The following is a 16273-nucleotide window of genomic DNA, read 5'->3' on the forward strand; positions in this document are numbered from 1 at the left end:
CTCCAAAGCCCCTCAAGCCTTTTCTTTCAACCATTCTTTCATTCGCTGCGTTTCAATGCCGGCAAGCAGTACGATGCCGATACCATGCGTATCATTCAAATTCCAGCCTAAATCATGCTTATAGTAAGCATGGGAATAGGACCAGCTGGAGCCTTTGCATACCCCGTACAGATTCCCTCGTTTGTCGATGGCCCGCTCGCATAATCCCTGCCAGCCGGTCAGCGCCGCCCTGATGTACGGCTCCGGATTTTCGAGCCAGCTATGGCGAATCCCGAGCGCAAAGCCGTAAATGAACATCGAGGTACACGAGGATTCCTCATATGACTCCGCATCGACCAATACTTGATGCCATAGGCCATGCTTGCCCTGCAGCCTGCGGTATCCTTCGGCCAAATCCCGATAGAAAGCGAGTATGGACGGGTAGCTCTCATGCGTCCTTGGCAATACTTCGAGCAATACGGCCAGCGAGAAAAATACCCAGCCGTTGCCCCTGCCCCAGACCGTCCCAGACGGCTTGCTATTGCGAACATCATACACATGAGACATGACCTGCCGATCCGCCATGTACAAATACTTCTTATAAAGCAGAAGCTGCCCCGCGGCTTCATCCATATAGCTCGCATCGCCGGTAAGCTCGGCATACCTGCATAGGAAAGGAACGCTCATGTACATATCGTCGCACCACATCGTGTTATGCATACTCGGGGAGACGCCGACTTTGCGATACAGCGCTCCGTCTTCCATGCGGTCCTGCACGTTCATAATATAATGGGCAATATCATCCGCCACCACACGCGAGCCTTCAATCAAGCGGTCGCGTTCTGCCATAATGGCTAGCGCCCCAAAGGAGCCGCAGTCATCAAGACTGTCGATATGCGACAGCTGGTTGTTTAAGCCTGCTGCTCCGAAGCGCTCGCGGTCCCACAGCGAGTAGGCATAAGTCGATGTCGCGAACTCGACATGGCCCGCAACGTAATCCGCCAAATCTTCACGCTCAAGCAGCCGGCTTGAACCTAGCAGTCCTGACAGCGTAACGCCAAGCGGATAATTCCAACGGCCGTAAAGCTCATTTTCGAGAAATGGGCGTACATGCGCTCCCGGCTGATCCGTCGTCCAGAAAACGTTCGTGAAGCGGTCGGCCGACACCTTGCCCGGTGCCAGATAATCGGCCGAATCCATATTCGCTTCCGGTGAGAGCGGACCCAGCAGCAGCCATTTACCTTTATAGCCATGCACGCGCCGCCCGAGAACCAGTTCAACGTTAGGCGATGCAATGTCCTCAAGCTGAAAACCCCATCCTTGCCCATCGCATCGGCAATGGGCGATTAGGTCGCCGCTCCCCGGGTCTGCACCCAATTCGAGGGAGAAGTCTCCCGCTTCTCGAACCGCGTATACTTCTTTTCCCTGCCATATAAACTGTAATGGACCGTATGCGGTTCCTGAGATCGTGACTGGCTGCTTAGAGACGGTACGGTTGGCGATCGTCGTCCATGCATAAGCGGAATAGCCAGGCTGCATGCCATATAAAAGATCCAACCTCCCTTTTCCCTCTTCTCGTGCAGGCAGCCATTCCGCTCCAGTAGCTGCTTCCGTCTGATTAGTGCCCGGGATGCGATTAAGCGGATGGGCCGACGGCGCCGTATAGATCCAGCCTTCCTCCCCGTCCCGCTCATCGGATGGAGCCAGAAAGTGAAAAGGCTTATTTTTGCGGCTGCCTGTTCCGAACGCCGCTCCGCAGTTTCCTTCCTGTCCCACCCCCAGCTCCAGAACAAAGTGATTCCATCCCCGCAGCAGATTTATCTTTAGCTTTATCGGCAGTACGACTGAAGTCGGATCCGCTTCGGACATCTCCTCCTCCGGTGACGAGCCAAAGCGCTGATCCCCATTGTGATGCAGCTTCACTTGCCCGTAGCAGCGAAGATGGAAGATGAACTCCTGCGGCTGATCGATCCAGAGCTTTGCCCAAGCGTAAACCCGCAGGCCTGCTTCCATTTCCTTAAACATGCTTCTCAGCGGAAATTCATATAAGTGGTCCGCTCCCTTGCGGACCGCGCTGGCCCGAGTCACCCGGTACACAGGGCCATGAGGCGGATTATCGCCGACATACCGCTGCGCAATAACCTTGAGCACATGCGGAATGCTTCCGCCCTCCGTCTGCGCGGCCATGCTTTCCATCGAATCGACATACCCGCTTAGGTTAGCTGCCATTACCCTCCTCCTCTCTGGCCGTTTAGGCTCTTTGGACGCTCCTGCAATTCGCTGCCAGGGCTGCCGGTACCGCTTTCCAGCACTTCCTCGATCGTAACCAGGCGATGCTCCTTTACCGAGCGCCAGACCGCTTCGCCCGTCGCCACCGAATAAGCGCCGTCAACCGCACCCGATAAGATGCGGAACGGCCGTCTACGGTCCTCGCCCATGAATAAGTCTTCCAGCAGCAGCGGATCGCCCCCGCCATGTCCGCCTTCCCGGTGCACGACATGTATCGTTTCCTTTGAGCCGAACAATGGAAAGTAGTCGATCGTTTGGACAGGCGTAGGGAATGGCGTTCTGCCAGGCATATGATATTCCACCGTCTCGAGCCTTCCTTTCGTCCCGTTAATGGCTAGCCGATAACCTTCATAAGGCAGCGAGAAGTTGACGGAATAACTGAGCAGCGCGCCGCCGCTGTATTTCACGGTCGCGGCGTACGTATCTTCAATTTCTATTTCTGAATCGAAAATGCAGCGGTCCGGACGGTAATCCGAATAGGGAAACGCCGATGTCTTCCCTGTATCAAGAGACCCGAGATGATCATCCGGCACTTTAAGATTCCGGCTGCGGGCATTCCACCGCGAGTAATACGAGCAGTCCTCGGTATGAGAGCAGGTGCTGCAAAATCTGCCGTCCTCCTTCCTCGGATTCGCCTCGCCTTGGGCGCCATAATAATTCAAAGCACCAAAGGAAAATACTTCTACCGGCTTCTGATCAATCCACCAGTTGACCAAATCGAAATGATGTGTGCTCTTGTGTACGGACAAACCGCCCGACAGCTTGCGTTCCCGGTTCCACCTTTTGAAGTAGCTCGAGCCGTGATACGTATCCAAGTACCAGTTCAAGTCAATCGATGTTATTCTGCCAAGCTTCCCTTCCTGCACAATCTCCTTAATCTTCGTATGAATCGGGGCATAGCGGTAATTGAAGGTCACGATAACCGAGCCCTTGCTCGCCTTCTCTGCTTCAATAACGCGCTTGCTGTCTTCTCCCGTTGTCACCATTGGTTTCTCTGTAATGGCATCCAGATCATGCTTTAGAGCGGCAATCAGGTACTGCGCATGCGTGTCGTCGCGGCCTGCAACGATAATCACATCAGGCTTCGTTTCAGCGACCATTCGATCAAACTCGTTCTCGCCGTAGGTTCTTATGTCGGCATGCTCCGGATATCTCGAACGGTACAGCTCAAAGCGCTTGGGATCTCGGTCAAGCAGGCCGACAAGCTCGCAGCCTCCAGCGAAAGTGGTCAGGATAGGCTTGGCGAACATGCCCAGCGCACGTCCGCTCACGCCGCAAATGGCGTATCGTTTTCTCATCTTATCCAGTCCTTTCTTGCATTTACGCGATCATGAAGACTTCCGCATACCGCTTATTCCTTCACTTTGGCATACCATTCTTGGACGCGCTTGGTGACGGCCTCGCCTCCGGCTTTATTCCAACGCTCCACGAACTCTTCAAATTTCTCTATTGGCCATTCGCCAATGACGATTTTCGTCAGATATTCTTGAAAAAGCTTATGAGATTGGATATCCGGGAAGCCTTCGTACACCGTATTCGGCAATCCGTCGCCGGCGATTCGACGCGCATCGGACGTGCTGACCGCGAAGACATCCTGCACCATCTTCTGCATGTCTTCTGGAATCGTCTCCTTGATCCTTACATCCATATCTTCCTTGGTCGTCAGATTGCGCATCCCAAGCGCGATAGGCCGGCTGTCCTCTGGCGGCAATATGACCTTCTTGCCGTTTACGACTTCATGCTGCTGGCCCTCTATGCCAAAGCGAATAAATTCATCGTTGCTTTGGTCATAGAAAAAATCGAGCAGCTTAAGAGAATATTCGGCTTTATCCTTTGCAGCAGTCGGAATCATCCACTCCGGCTCGCCCATGCTCTTCTGCGTCACAAAGCCTTCAAAACCTTCGGCCTTAGGTACCGGCATGCCGACTACGTAAGCATCGGGCGCTCCTTTGAGCATCGCAGTATAGCGTTCGCGGAGATTGGCTGGAAGGTGATACCAACTGCCGACCAGGTTATTGTTGATTTTGGCCTGCCAAACATCGCCTTTGTTCAGAAACGTCTCATTGTCTAATAGCTTCTCTTCATATAACTCACGAATATATGCGATAGCAGCCTTCATATTTTTCGTAACGCCAGCGTATTGAATCTCTCCTTCATAGATATCCCATTCCGGTACGCCTTCCCACATCGCGACACCATACATGCCGAACAGGTGGTCCATCCACTTGCCAAACTCGCGGCCCGACGTAGGCAGCTCATCCGCCTTGCCATTGCCGTTCGGGTCCTTGTCCCGGAATGCCCGCAGAACCTCTTTATACTCCTCTGTTGTTTTCGGCATAGACAATCCCACCTTATCCAGCCAGTCCTGACGAATCATCGGCGCCCGCTCGGGTACGAGAAACACCTTAGGCACATAATAAATATGGCCGTCTGGGGAAGCTGACCGCACGATATCCCATGCTTCTTCCGGAATGTTCTTCCATACATTAGGTGCATACTTCGGCAGCAAATCATCGAGTGGCAGAGCGCCGCCCTGCTTGATTAACGTCTGCTCGATGCCTCCAATCGGACGGAGAATGTCCGGCAGATCATCGGACGCAATCATCAAATTCAGAAATTCCGTTGGCTCCGAGCCTGGTGCCGTCGTCAGCAGTTCGTATACGACCCCCGTCTTCTCCTCCACATATTTCACATGCTCATTATCTTTGCCCGGAATGGTTCCTACGCCCATATGGCTTTTGAATACTTTCACCGTAACGGGCGTATTCTTCTCCGCATCATTCACGGAAGCTGCAGGCTTCTCTCCATTATTGGAACAGCCCGAGAGAATCGAAACGACCAGCAGCGATACTAAAGCGGATACTCTGGCCGACTTTCCAAAAACATGTTTCATCATGTGTTCAGTTCCCCTTTTAATGGAATTAATGCTATATATCAAGCCGGAAATTCGGCTTCATACCTTCTTTTCTTCCGCCCTAAAACCCATCATTCTTTCAAGGAGCCCAGCATAGAGCCTTTCACAAAATATTTTTGCAAATAAGGATATACGAGAACAATCGGGATCGTAGCGAATAAAATTGTAGCCGCTTTCAACGTTGTCGTATTAAAATCGTAGTCACCCAAAACCAGATTGACTGCGGCAAGCTCCTCCGGAGAGGTCAAATAAGCGCGAAGCTTCGTTTGCAGCGGCCATTTCTCCGGATCGCGGATGAACAGCACCGCCCGCTGAAAGGTATTCCAATAGCCTACCGCATAAAACAGGCTTACGGTGGCAATTACCGGCTTCGAGAGCGGCAAATAAATTCGGAATAAGATGCCGGCCTCATTACAGCCGTCGATCCGTGCGGAATCATCAAGCTCTTTCGGAATACCTGTAAAGAAGGTACGAATAATAATCATGTTGAACGTACCGATCACCCCTGGCAAAATGAGCGACCATAGCGAGTTCATCATACCCAGCTCGCGCACCGTTAGAAAGAACGGGATCATCGGCGCATTGAAGATCATGGTAATGATAATACCGAGCATGATCGGCTTACGGATAAGAAATTGCTTATGCGATAACGGGTAAGCCGTCAGCACCGAGAATAGCATGCTCAGCAAAGTTCCAGCTACCGTTATATAAACGGTGATACCGAACGATCTCCACAGTCCAGTGTTCTGCAAAATATGTGACCAGGATGCCGTCGTGAATTCAACGGGGAACAGAAACACCTGCTTGGAATCCGCCGCGATCGGCGAGCTGAAGGAGACGGCCAGCAGTTGAAGGAGCGGAAGCAGCATCGTGGCAGCCGCAGCGATTAGAAACGCGTAATTGAAAAACTGGAATAATTGATCTCCTGTAGTCTTTCTCATCACCACAACCCCTGTTCTGTTTTTCGAGCCATGCGGTTAAATATCCACAATAACACGAATCCGATGACCGACTGGAATAATCCGATCGCTGTCGTGACGCTGTACTGCCCTTGCAGCACGCCTGCCCGGTATACGTACGTCTCGATGATATCACCGACCGAATACGTCATCGGCGTCAATAAATTATAAATCTGATCAAAGCCAAGCTCCAAAAAATTCCCAATATTCAATAGGAACAGTACCAGTATCGTCGGGAACATGGTAGGCAGCGTAATATGGATCGTCTGCTTCCACCGGTTTGCCCCGTCCATCACAGCCGCTTCATATAAACTTGGATTAATGCCTGCAATCGCGGCCAAGTAGATAATCGTTCCCCAGCCCACATCCTTCCAAATGCCGGAGATAACGACGATAGCTCGAAAATATCGCTGCTCCTGCATGAACAGAATCGTTTCTTGCCCGAACCATCCGCGAAGCATATTGAAGACGCCCTGACTGGACAGCAATTCGAATACGATGCCCCCAACGACGACCCAGGATAGAAAGTGCGGGAGATAAAATAAACTTTGCATGACCCGTTTGGCAAGCATCAGCCTGACTTCATTAAAGAGAAGAGCTAAAATAATCGGTGCCGGGAATCCAAAAACAAGTTGATAAAAGGCGATTGTCGCCGTATTCCTTAATACTAAATAGAAGTCTTCATACGTGAAAATAAATTTGAAGTTGTCGAGCCCAACCCACGAGCTGGACAGGATGCCTTTGAAAATCTGATAATCTTGAAACGCGATCACGCTGCCGGCCAGCGGTAAATATTTAAATACGAGATAATAGATGATGCCAGGCAGTATCATGACGTAAAGCATCCAATACTTTCGCATATTAACGAGATAACGATTCTCCATCAAGTTGAATCCTCCAGTCAATACGCGAGTGGAGCTAGGCTCCAAATGATCCTGCGTATTTGCCATCGTGAACCTCCTTCGCTTCTTGTAACGCCATCTTACCTGTTCAAGTGAAGTTTAAACAATTGATCAATTCAACATGGCACACACAAATCCGCGATCTCGCCCCAATTGGACGAATAGCGCACTCAGACCGCGATAGGTTGATGAACAATTGCGGCTGCCCCACCGTTCAGATGCGCTTCCTCCGGCATGAAAAAAAGCCGCAGCAGCAAGGCTTCAGCGGATTTGTTGATGCTGTGGCGGATTGGTTTGTTGACGCCTTGCGACAATTCCTCATCGTCCCTATGCTTGCTGGACTCAAAGAAGACTGCCGAGATTTTCTCAGCAGTCTTCGCGGATAGACAGCTATCCCTATCCTTTTTTTCTGGCTTGTTTAACGGTTTAAAGCGGGAATTTGCTGTAGTTGAATGATTTGTAAATGGCGAATCTTAATCATAGATCACCTTAAATATTTCAGTGTACCCTCAAAAAAGCTTTATGCCCTCCGAATAGTTGTAGCTGTTGCACACACTACATACTCACGGAGGTAATAAAATGAAAAAATCAGTAATTTTGGCTGGTGTAGTCTCACTTAGCCTAATGGCAACCACTGCTTTTGCCGCACCTGGAAATCAAGGCAAAAACGAAGCAACTATTAAAGTCGAAGCAAAGGGTGCTACTGTGAGCGATTCCGTTTATGGCGACGGAAAGAACGATGGCTCGAAAGGTCTTCAAAATGCGTATGGAAACGTCAAAGATAAACCCGCAGGCGTTCGAATTGCCGAGCTGCTTAAAACAAAATATAACATTGATGTGAATGCCGATACTAGTTTAGCTACACTGGTCAATACATTGGAGAAGGATGGAGAACTAAAAGCTGCAGAAGAAGTGCAAGCCGAGATTGTCTCGCAGGATCCTACCAATATTGAAGAATATAAGAAACTTAGTAAGATAAAAATAAAGCTCGGCAAAAAAAGTGTAAAGGTTTATGTAAATGGCAAAACGCTAAGTACTGAAGTATCTCCCGTTGTTGAGAGCGGACGCACGTTTGTTCCGTTTCGCGCAATCTCCGAGTCGCTGGACGCCGTAGTTACTTATGATAATGTTTCGAAAACGGTGACCGTTACGCGTGACGGTATCGTGGTCAAACTGACGCTAGGCAGTAAAATCGCTACGATTAATGGGAAAGCCGTTACGCTTGACGTTGCCGGTAAAGTTAAAAGCAACAGAGTTTTTGTACCACTAAGGTTTCTTAGCGAAGCACTGAACACCAATGTAACATGGGATAAAGAAACCTCCAGCGCAATTATCATCGATAAAAATACGGAAGCTTGATTATCTAAGCCCTTTAGCTGATTAGTAACCTTTTCAGGAGCCTTATATTCATGTACGAAACGAATCATGGAGTGCCTATGCATCTCTCTTTCGAACGAGAACCAGCGCGACTCCATTCTTAGAGTTACCCCCAAACTCCCGCTGCAGAGTTGCAACCAAACAAAGGATATGTTAAAATTCACTAAACTTAACGATAGGAGCTGAAGAGGATAATGTAGACTTTCTTGCTGAACGTTTGAAGAATAAAACATCATGTTTTGTTCTTTGCGTGCAAGAAAGTTACTTATTCTTTTCACTCAAATATATAGGCTTATTTGGCCCGTAATGGGCTAAATTTGCTGTATTTTTTTGAGCTACAAGAAGGGTAACTTTCTTGTAGCTCTTTTTATTTTTTTCAAAAGGGGGAATTTGTCATGTCCTTAATTAAAGTGACGAATCTTACATTTGCCTATGAAGGCAGCTACGATAACATCTTCGATCAGGTTAGCTTTCAAATCGATACCGACTGGAAACTGGGCTTTACGGGAAGGAATGGCCGGGGAAAAACGACCTTTCTTCATTTGCTGCTCGGCAACTATGAATACAATGGCACTATTTCTGCCGATGTCAGCTTTGAATATTTTCCATTCCCTATCGAAAATAAGGAAAATAATACGGTGGATATCATCGACCACATATGCCCGGACTATCAGCATTGGGAGCTCCTGCGCGAGCTTTCCCTGCTCAAGGTGTCGGAGGACGTTTTATACAGGCCCTTCGACACTTTATCGAACGGCGAACAAACGAAAGTGCAGCTAGCTGCCCTGTTTCTAAAGGAAAACAGCTTTCTGCTCATCGATGAGCCGACGAACCATCTGGACATCCATGCCAGAAAGCTGGTCAGCGATTATTTGAAAGCCAAGAACGGCTTTATTCTCGTATCCCATGACCGGGCATTTCTTGACAACTGCGTGGACCATATTCTGTCGATCAACAAAACCAGCATTGAAATTCAGAGGGGACATTTTTCCGATTGGTGGGAAAACAAACAACGTCAGGACCACTTTGAGATGGCCGAGAACGAGAAGCTGCGCAAGGACGTCAAGCGGCTGAACGAAGCGGCAAAACGAACGAGCAGCTGGTCGCATGAGGTGGAAAAAACGAAAAATGGCACCCGTAATTCTGGCTCCAAGGTCGATAAAGGATACATCGGGCACAAGGCCGCGAAAATGATGAAGCGGTCCAAATCGCTTGAGCACAGGCAGCAATCGGCGATCGACGAAAAATCCCAGCTTCTGAAAAATGTTGAAAGCTCGGAAAGCCTTAAAATTTCGCAATTGGCTTATCACAAGTCCCAGCTAATTGAGCTGGATCACGTCTCGATTCAGTACGGCGAGAAGACGGTTTGCCGCGACGTCAGCTTCACAATCGAGCAAGGTGATCGCATTGCGCTTGCTGGCCTGAACGGCTCCGGAAAATCAAGTCTCCTTAAGCTGATTTATGGCGAGGAAATCCCCTTCTCCGGGACGCTCCGCAAAGGAAGCCAGTTGAAAATTTCCTATGTATCGCAGGACACTGCGCATTTGCGAGGCCATTTGTCAGCTTACGCCGAAGGCCAAGGAATCGACGAGAGCTTGTTCAAAGCGATTTTAAGGAAGCTTGATTTTTCTCGTGTCCAATTCGATAAGGACATAGCCTCCTTCAGCGGCGGCCAAAAGAAGAAGGTACTGATTGCAAAAAGCCTTTGCGAGCCCGCTCACCTGTACATTTGGGACGAACCGCTCAATTTTATTGACATCATTTCCCGGATGCAGATCGAGGAACTGCTGCAGGAGCATTCGCCGACCATCCTTTTTGTAGAGCATGACAGCGAGTTTTGCAAGCATGTTGCAACGAAGGTCGTGGAATTGAACGGCTAGCCAAGCTGGAACAGATCCTGCTGCTTGGTGTTAGGCTGATGCTGGCTCGGCTCTAAAGAAAAAAATCTTCCCCTATTGGTTAGACAACTAAAAAAGCCAGCTCAGTCAGCGCGTGCCGATACTCAATCGGTGCGCGCTGGTTGAGTTAGCCTTGTTGTTGCAAATGGCAGTATCTTTTGCACACCTACAGCTTTCGTGCTGTAAAATCGGCCGACTTTTCCATGGACCAGCTCTAGGCAATTGAGCTGTCCTCCAAAGGAACAACCACCGTCAATACCTATTTTGTCTCCGCCCAGCCAGATCTCACAGGAACCGTGAATATCCTTTGTAATCGTATGGCCAAAGACAACAACCTTTTCCATACGGGTTTTGTTCCTGTAAAACTCCTCCTTGATATAAAGCAAGTCATGAACATTCTGCTCAGATAATTGGGATACTGAAGGATTTAAACCTGCATGCACATAGATGTAATCATTATCTTCGTAAAGGCAAGGAAGATTTTTCAGAAAGTCCATATGAGAAGAAAGCTCCCCCATAATCACGTCTCTAACTTCCTTCAAATGATCTAAACCATTGCTTTTGGTGGTCTTACCGTAACTTTGTAAAGTTTCGCTGCCGCCTTTTTCAAAAAATGTAATGATTTCTTTTTCACTCGCCTGATTTTCTATCACCCTAACAAAACGATGGTCATGGTTGCCTTGTAATGCAATTGCCCCCTGCTCTTGGACTAAATGCATGACTAGGTCAACTACCTTTTTGCTTTCTGGCCCTCTGCTTACATAATCCCCCAGAAGAATCAATCTATCGTTTACTGAATGATAATCGACTTTTTCCAAGAGTTCTATAAACTCGCGGTAACAACCATGAATATCGCTGATTACCAATGTTCGATCAACATTCATAAGTTTTCTCCCTTGTACGAATGGTTAGATTTCACCAAAGCGATCCATTTAAATTTGGATATATTATCCTGTATAGGATAACACATAAAACCTTTCTCAAAAACATCACTAAATATAGGGTTTACTTTGAAAATTGAAGAACTTGTTACGACACTGGCTGGCTCCCACAAGCTCGTCCTTCCATCAAGAGCTTGTGGGAGCCAGCCAGTGCATCCATATATTTATTCTCCTTCGTTGTCTGCATGCCTACAACGAAGGAGTTTTTAATTTTAGGAAAATCACTGAGCCAGCTAGCCGGAAAAATAGTTATTTAACCGTTGCTCTGCGAGCCGGAGTAATACTTTGGGGATTTCTAAACACATTTTTAGGGTCATATTTAGCTTTTATTCTCCGCAGTCTAGGATAGTTCGCTCCATAGTATACCGGCCCGGAATTTTTTATTCCTTGGTCAGGAACGTTTATATAGGACCCTACGATATAAGGCTGCAGCTTCCGGCGTGTCCTGCGAACGATGGCGATATTTTTAGCGGCTTCCGATTTCTTGATCCATGAACTGTTCCACTCGACATAGAACTTCGCTTTACGCCAGTAAAATGCCGTTGATCGAGGCGCTTTACGGCTTACAGCCCCGCCCCAGTTGAGGAAAAAGAATCCCGCGAACTCCCCCTCTACGTTTTCCAAAAATTTGCGCATGGACCTTATCGCCTTATCAGGGAACGGTTTCCTTCCGAAACCAGAAGAGAATTGATTACTGTACCTTTGCGTCAGCACTGGATCGGGAGGCAATAAAAACTTCACGGCTTCCGTGTACGGCAACAACCGGATGATGGTGCTCGTTGGCGTTCCGACGCTCGTAACGGGCTTTAATAGGCGGATGGCCTCCGTTTTTGATCCGAGGAATAGGCCTTCCATGGAGACATTGCCGCCCTTTTTCGGGCCGATCGATAATTCGCTGCCTAGCTTGTTATTGACGAAAGGCGCCCATTTTTGCCAGGCTTTGAGTACCGCTTCGAATTGATGCCATGGCCAGGTGATCCGATATACGGTCGCCTTAGCTGGCGCGCGATGTACTTTAAATTTGTATTTGGTGTATACGCCAAAGTTGCCGCCTCCGCCCCCGCGGGAAGCCCATAGCAGATCTGAATTGCACTTTTTGTTGGCACGAATAATTCTGCCCTTCGCGTCAACCATTTCGAGTTCGAGAAGATTATCGCTGATGAGGCCAATCGACCTTTGAAGCGGCCCGATTCCCCCACCGAGTGTGATTCCGCCAATGCCAACGGAAGGGCTGTCGCCAAAAGGAGCTATAAAGCCTTGCCGTGCAAGCGTGTTTGCGATTCTTCCCACTCTATTGCCCGTCTGGACAACAGCCGTTCCACATTTTTTATTTAATTTAATTTTCTTCATGTCGCTTACATCAATGACAATTCCTCCGTTGACCTGTGAAAGATTGACTTCAAGAGAATGTCTGCCACTTCTTGGACGAATGGGTACCTTATTCTCACGGGCCCATTTTATCGCATTGGCCACATCTCGTGTTCTTTGAGCAAAAACAAACACTTTAGGAAATTTGTCCGTATGGGGATCCCAATTTTTACGTGCCGCTTCATAACCCGTATCGCCTTTAAAAATAACGCGCCCGGTAAGCTTCGTTTTTGATCTCAATAACCGCATCTCCCTTTGAGTAGATGATTAACACTGCTATCCAACATAAGGCACCGTATATCGTATGAAGGACATTCGCATAGGGAATGGGCTAATATACTGAAATAAATTCACTCGGAAAAAGGCCTGGAATCCCCCTATCTAGTCTGGAAATACAATCGGTAACGGCATACCAGATACGTTATATTTACCAGCGATAATACAGCAAGCCATATGATCAGAGATGACATGGTGGTCCATAATCCAATCCAAGGCAGCACACGCCCAGCACCAATAGATGCAGTTAGCTGGGGCAGGGATAGAAGAATCAAGACAGGCAGCAGCCTCCCGACCGATGAAATAATCAATTTCCCAGCTGTTAAACTCTTCTTGCGCCTATTGATTCGGCTGATTGCATAGCCTCCCCAAAGGGCTGTTCCAATTACAAGCAGCACCATAACCGCCTCCATGGTTCTGCTGGTAAAGACAGAAGCTTCAGCTTTCTCACTCTTAATAATCCGTGCAATCCCGTCGACAAAAGCGGAGTAGTTAACAAAAGCATTTAAACCCGAATCAAACATAACCGCGATGCCAAGCTGTTGATCCAAATCTATCGTTTCTTCTGCTTTATACGTCCAAAAAATTCCGCTATGGGAAATCGTTCGGTCCCCAAGCTCATCTTCTTCTGCAAGCCACCCCATTCCATAAGGGCCGCTCTGCCCAGCTGTATGGAATTGCTCCATAAGCTCCGGTGCAAGAAGACGGGAATGATATTGAGCGAGCATCCATTTTGCCATGTCTTCTGCAGTTGAAACAATGCCGGCAGGACCGTCAATAAACCAAGAGGGCTCAGCCTTGCTTACTGGATAGCCAAACAATAGATAATGCCCCCGCGGTATGGCAGGATTCTCAATGAGTTGCCGTGTGCTGCTGACGTTGAAGGTATGACTCATCCCCAAGGGATCAAACACATTTTCTTTCAAATAAACAGAGAAGCTTTGTCCGCTTACTTTCTCCACAAGCAGGGCTAAATACTGATAATTAGGATTGTGGTAGCTAAAGGTTTTTCCTGGATCGTTGGCAAGCTTAACCGTGATTAATGATCTATTTATCTCTTCCAACGACTGATATTGAGGGAAGCGGGTCATGTCGGGCTCTACTTTGTCAGTAAGACCGCTTGTCTGATTTAGCAAATGCCGGATCGTAATGTCCCGGACACGCTCATCCTCTGGCAAAAGGTCCGGAAAGTAGGATGCGTATGGCGCGTCAAGCTCGATGAGTCCTTGTTCCACCAGCTGCAGAACGGCCAGCGCCGTAAAAGACTTGCTTAATGAGGCGATGGGAAAGGGGGTACTGCCGGTTATAGCCGGACCATCTGAAAACTCACCATAACCTCTTGTATAAAACACATCTTCGTTATGGGTTATGGCAAGCGATATACCCGAAATATGATTGTTTTTCATGTTTTTTATAACATAGTCATCCATTTTTCGGAGTATTTCTTCCTTATTTCGGGCTTCAATAGCGGAAGCTGGTGCAGCAAAGATTGACAGGGTCATCAGCAAGCAGCCCAAGCATAATAATAATTTCTTTTGCAAGACTAACATTTCAGCACTCCTTATTCCTGTGATAAGGAAATGCTAATGCATAATTTTCAACTATTTATCAACTCTGCAAAGAAACTTGCCATTACTTTTCCGCCACCGTCTGATCCATTTTCTACATGCAGACCTCCCTCATGCTTTTCACACAATACTTTACAAATATATAGTCCCAATCCATGATGCGCATGAGCATCCCCAATCTCTCCGCGATAAAAAGGAAGCTTAGCCTTCTGAAGTGCCTCATCGGAAAAACCAGTGCCGTCATCCGTAACCGTGATGGTGAAAAAGCCCCTGCAGAAGCGATAATGCACTTTTACACGGCTGGAAGCATAGCGCGCTGCATTAGCCAGCAAATTCTCAAAAACCTGCATGACCAAGTCGCTATCGACAGCTATTTTGTTCGAATCCACAGCAATGGACGAGTCGAACGACTTAGCATACTGTCCGGCAATTTGTCTGGCGCTCTCATTCAGTAAGGAGGTTAGATGATGCATATCTGTCTCACGGCTATTTACCGGCATATCCTCCAACCTCTGAATCGAATTCATCGCTTCCGTGTAGTTTTCAAGACGAACAATATGAACCTTCATCGTTTGAACCATCTCCAGAAGCTTTTCCTCGGATATCTTTTTTGCGGGCAAATAGGTGGTCAGAAAATCGGAATAGCCTTTTAGGACAGAAAGCGGCGTTCTCAGGTCATGGGCAAAAATAGCGTTGAGTTGTTGGCGTTCCTCTGCCGATCGCCAAAGAGCTTTATAATTTCTCTCCAATTGGCCGCGCATGTTTTCAAATACTCGGCAGAGCTCGCCCATCTCATCCTTGCTATCATAAGAAAGATGAAACCCCAAATCGTTTGCCGAAATTTTCTCCGATGCCTTCATCAGCATTCCAAGCGGCTCTTTCAGTTTCCATCTATAGAAGAGGATAGCCATCAAAACTATTCCTGCGGCAACCGTTAGCAGGACCATCGTAACGAGAGAAGGCAGCACCCAACCAATTACAGAGGAATCGTCAGCATACCGCAGCCGGATTCTTTCCGCCCATTCAAACTCCAAGGTGATGACGGCCATCACCGTGATTAACGTAAGGCAGCACAAAAAGATGAAAGACTGCAGCAAGGTCATATTTTTCAGTTGCAGCCAGCCTATGATTTTTGCCATTTGTAACCTACTCCCCAGACGGTAGCTATCGTGTTTTCACAGCCATGCTCTTTTAATTTAAAACGAATTCGCCGGATATGTTCTGCTATCACGCTGCTGTTGCCTTCATTGCCAAATCCCCATATTTTCTCAAAAATACGCTCTTTATCAAATACCATGCCGGGATTCATCGATAAAAGCTCTATAATATCAAACTCTTTTTTGGCCAGGGAAATTTGTACTCCATGAAAATAAAGCGTACGAGCCGAATAATCAATGACCAAATTTTCACTCAGCATAATCGATGTTTTATTTTGCGTTCGTATTTCCCTGCGTAAATGCGCCTCTACCCTTGCGCCCAATTCATGAATGCTGAACGGCTTGACAATATAATCATCTCCCCCTGCCTGAAAACCTGCTATTTTATCGGCCTCCTCGACGCGAGCGGTTAAAAATAAAATGGGACAGGACACAAAACTTCGGATTTTTCGGCATAATTCAAAACCATTCAGCTCAGGCATATTGATATCCAGCAAAACAAGGTCCGGTTGACTTTCCATTCGCTGCAACGCCTCCGAGCCGTTCTCCGCGGTCATAACGAAAAATCCATTCATTTCAAAATAATCCGTCAGCAGCTTTCGAAGATCGGCTTCATCATCGATTATCAGAATTTTGTTCATTGGT

13 protein-coding genes are annotated in these 16273 nt (G+C 47.8%); 2 read left to right on the top strand and 11 right to left on the bottom strand.

Features of this window, described 5'->3' with window-relative positions; all coding sequences use genetic code 11:
• Positions 1-12: 12 nt before the first annotated feature.
• From ASF12_RS02540 to ASF12_RS34190, 6 genes are all read right to left on the bottom strand, one after another.
• Entirely contained in the window at positions 13-2208 is a 2196-nt protein-coding gene (locus ASF12_RS02540; RefSeq protein WP_056029126.1) for a glycoside hydrolase family 88/105 protein, read from the bottom strand.
• Entirely contained in the window at positions 2208-3566 is a 1359-nt protein-coding gene (locus ASF12_RS02545) for a Gfo/Idh/MocA family protein (RefSeq protein WP_056029128.1), read from the bottom strand. The genes ASF12_RS02540 and ASF12_RS02545 overlap by 1 nt, the downstream gene beginning before the upstream one ends.
• Positions 3567-3619: 53 nt before the next feature.
• The gene (locus ASF12_RS02550; RefSeq protein WP_056029130.1) at positions 3620-5164 is read right to left on the bottom strand and encodes an extracellular solute-binding protein; all 1545 of its coding nucleotides are present in this window, start codon (positions 5162-5164) and stop codon (positions 3620-3622) included.
• Positions 5165-5253: 89 nt separating this feature from the next.
• Positions 5254-6123, bottom strand: coding sequence for a carbohydrate ABC transporter permease (locus ASF12_RS02555; RefSeq protein ID WP_056029131.1), 870 nt, complete (start codon positions 6121-6123; stop codon positions 5254-5256).
• Positions 6123-7025, bottom strand: coding sequence for an ABC transporter permease (locus ASF12_RS02560; protein ID WP_056032702.1), 903 nt, complete (start codon positions 7023-7025; stop codon positions 6123-6125). The genes ASF12_RS02555 and ASF12_RS02560 overlap by 1 nt, the downstream gene beginning before the upstream one ends.
• A gap of 188 nt (positions 7026-7213) precedes the next feature.
• On the bottom strand, positions 7214-7357 hold the full coding sequence (locus tag ASF12_RS34190; RefSeq protein WP_155972725.1) for a hypothetical protein: 144 nt from the start codon (positions 7355-7357) through the stop codon (positions 7214-7216).
• A gap of 265 nt (positions 7358-7622) precedes the next feature.
• Between ASF12_RS34190 and ASF12_RS02565 the strand changes: the two genes are divergently transcribed.
• Together ASF12_RS02565 and ASF12_RS02570 are read left to right on the top strand one after the other, a co-directional pair.
• A complete protein-coding gene (locus tag ASF12_RS02565; RefSeq protein ID WP_056029133.1) occupies positions 7623-8402 on the top strand; it encodes a copper amine oxidase N-terminal domain-containing protein in 780 nt (259 codons plus the stop codon).
• A 413-nt stretch (positions 8403-8815) separates the two neighbouring features.
• Positions 8816-10300, top strand: a complete 1485-nt coding sequence (locus tag ASF12_RS02570) for an Lsa family ABC-F type ribosomal protection protein (RefSeq protein WP_056029136.1) — start codon at positions 8816-8818, stop codon at positions 10298-10300.
• 122 nt (positions 10301-10422) lie between these two features.
• Here ASF12_RS02570 and ASF12_RS02575 read toward each other — a convergent pair whose 3' ends face one another.
• From ASF12_RS02575 to ASF12_RS02595, 5 genes are all read right to left on the bottom strand, one after another.
• Complete coding sequence (locus ASF12_RS02575; protein WP_063892459.1) at positions 10423-11202, bottom strand: metallophosphoesterase family protein; 780 nt, start codon at positions 11200-11202, stop codon at positions 10423-10425.
• A 306-nt stretch (positions 11203-11508) separates the two neighbouring features.
• Complete coding sequence (locus tag ASF12_RS02580; protein WP_155972728.1) at positions 11509-12867, bottom strand: FAD-binding oxidoreductase; 1359 nt, start codon at positions 12865-12867, stop codon at positions 11509-11511.
• 137 nt (positions 12868-13004) lie between these two features.
• Positions 13005-14453, bottom strand: coding sequence for a serine hydrolase domain-containing protein (locus tag ASF12_RS02585; protein ID WP_056029142.1), 1449 nt, complete (start codon positions 14451-14453; stop codon positions 13005-13007).
• 47 nt (positions 14454-14500) lie between these two features.
• The gene (locus ASF12_RS02590) at positions 14501-15610 is read right to left on the bottom strand and encodes a sensor histidine kinase (RefSeq protein ID WP_056029145.1); all 1110 of its coding nucleotides are present in this window, start codon (positions 15608-15610) and stop codon (positions 14501-14503) included.
• A complete protein-coding gene (locus ASF12_RS02595; protein WP_056029148.1) occupies positions 15595-16269 on the bottom strand; it encodes a response regulator transcription factor in 675 nt (224 codons plus the stop codon). The genes ASF12_RS02590 and ASF12_RS02595 overlap by 16 nt, the downstream gene beginning before the upstream one ends.
• Between the last annotated feature and the right edge of the window lie 4 nt (positions 16270-16273).

Source organism: Paenibacillus sp. Leaf72 (assembly GCF_001422685.1).
Classification (GTDB): domain Bacteria; phylum Bacillota; class Bacilli; order Paenibacillales; family Paenibacillaceae; genus Pristimantibacillus.

What these genes read in the sequence shown, in the direction of transcription:
- ASF12_RS02540 (WP_056029126.1), bottom strand. Translation starts at nt 2,208, where the DNA reads ATGGCAGCTAACCTAAGCGGGTATGTCGATTCGATGGAAAGCATGGCC.
- ASF12_RS02545 (WP_056029128.1), bottom strand. Translation starts at nt 3,566, where the DNA reads ATGAGAAAACGATACGCCATTTGCGGCGTGAGCGGACGTGCGCTGGGC.
- ASF12_RS02550 (WP_056029130.1), bottom strand. Translation starts at nt 5,164, where the DNA reads ATGATGAAACATGTTTTTGGAAAGTCGGCCAGAGTATCCGCTTTAGTA.
- ASF12_RS02555 (WP_056029131.1), bottom strand. Translation starts at nt 6,123, where the DNA reads ATGAGAAAGACTACAGGAGATCAATTATTCCAGTTTTTCAATTACGCG.
- ASF12_RS02560 (WP_056032702.1), bottom strand. Translation starts at nt 7,025, where the DNA reads ATGGAGAATCGTTATCTCGTTAATATGCGAAAGTATTGGATGCTTTAC.
- ASF12_RS02565 (WP_056029133.1), top strand. Translation starts at nt 7,623, where the DNA reads ATGAAAAAATCAGTAATTTTGGCTGGTGTAGTCTCACTTAGCCTAATG.
- ASF12_RS02570 (WP_056029136.1), top strand. Translation starts at nt 8,816, where the DNA reads ATGTCCTTAATTAAAGTGACGAATCTTACATTTGCCTATGAAGGCAGC.
- ASF12_RS02575 (WP_063892459.1), bottom strand. Translation starts at nt 11,202, where the DNA reads ATGAATGTTGATCGAACATTGGTAATCAGCGATATTCATGGTTGTTAC.
- ASF12_RS02585 (WP_056029142.1), bottom strand. Translation starts at nt 14,453, where the DNA reads ATGTTAGTCTTGCAAAAGAAATTATTATTATGCTTGGGCTGCTTGCTG.
- ASF12_RS02590 (WP_056029145.1), bottom strand. Translation starts at nt 15,610, where the DNA reads ATGGCAAAAATCATAGGCTGGCTGCAACTGAAAAATATGACCTTGCTG.
- ASF12_RS02595 (WP_056029148.1), bottom strand. Translation starts at nt 16,269, where the DNA reads ATGAACAAAATTCTGATAATCGATGATGAAGCCGATCTTCGAAAGCTG.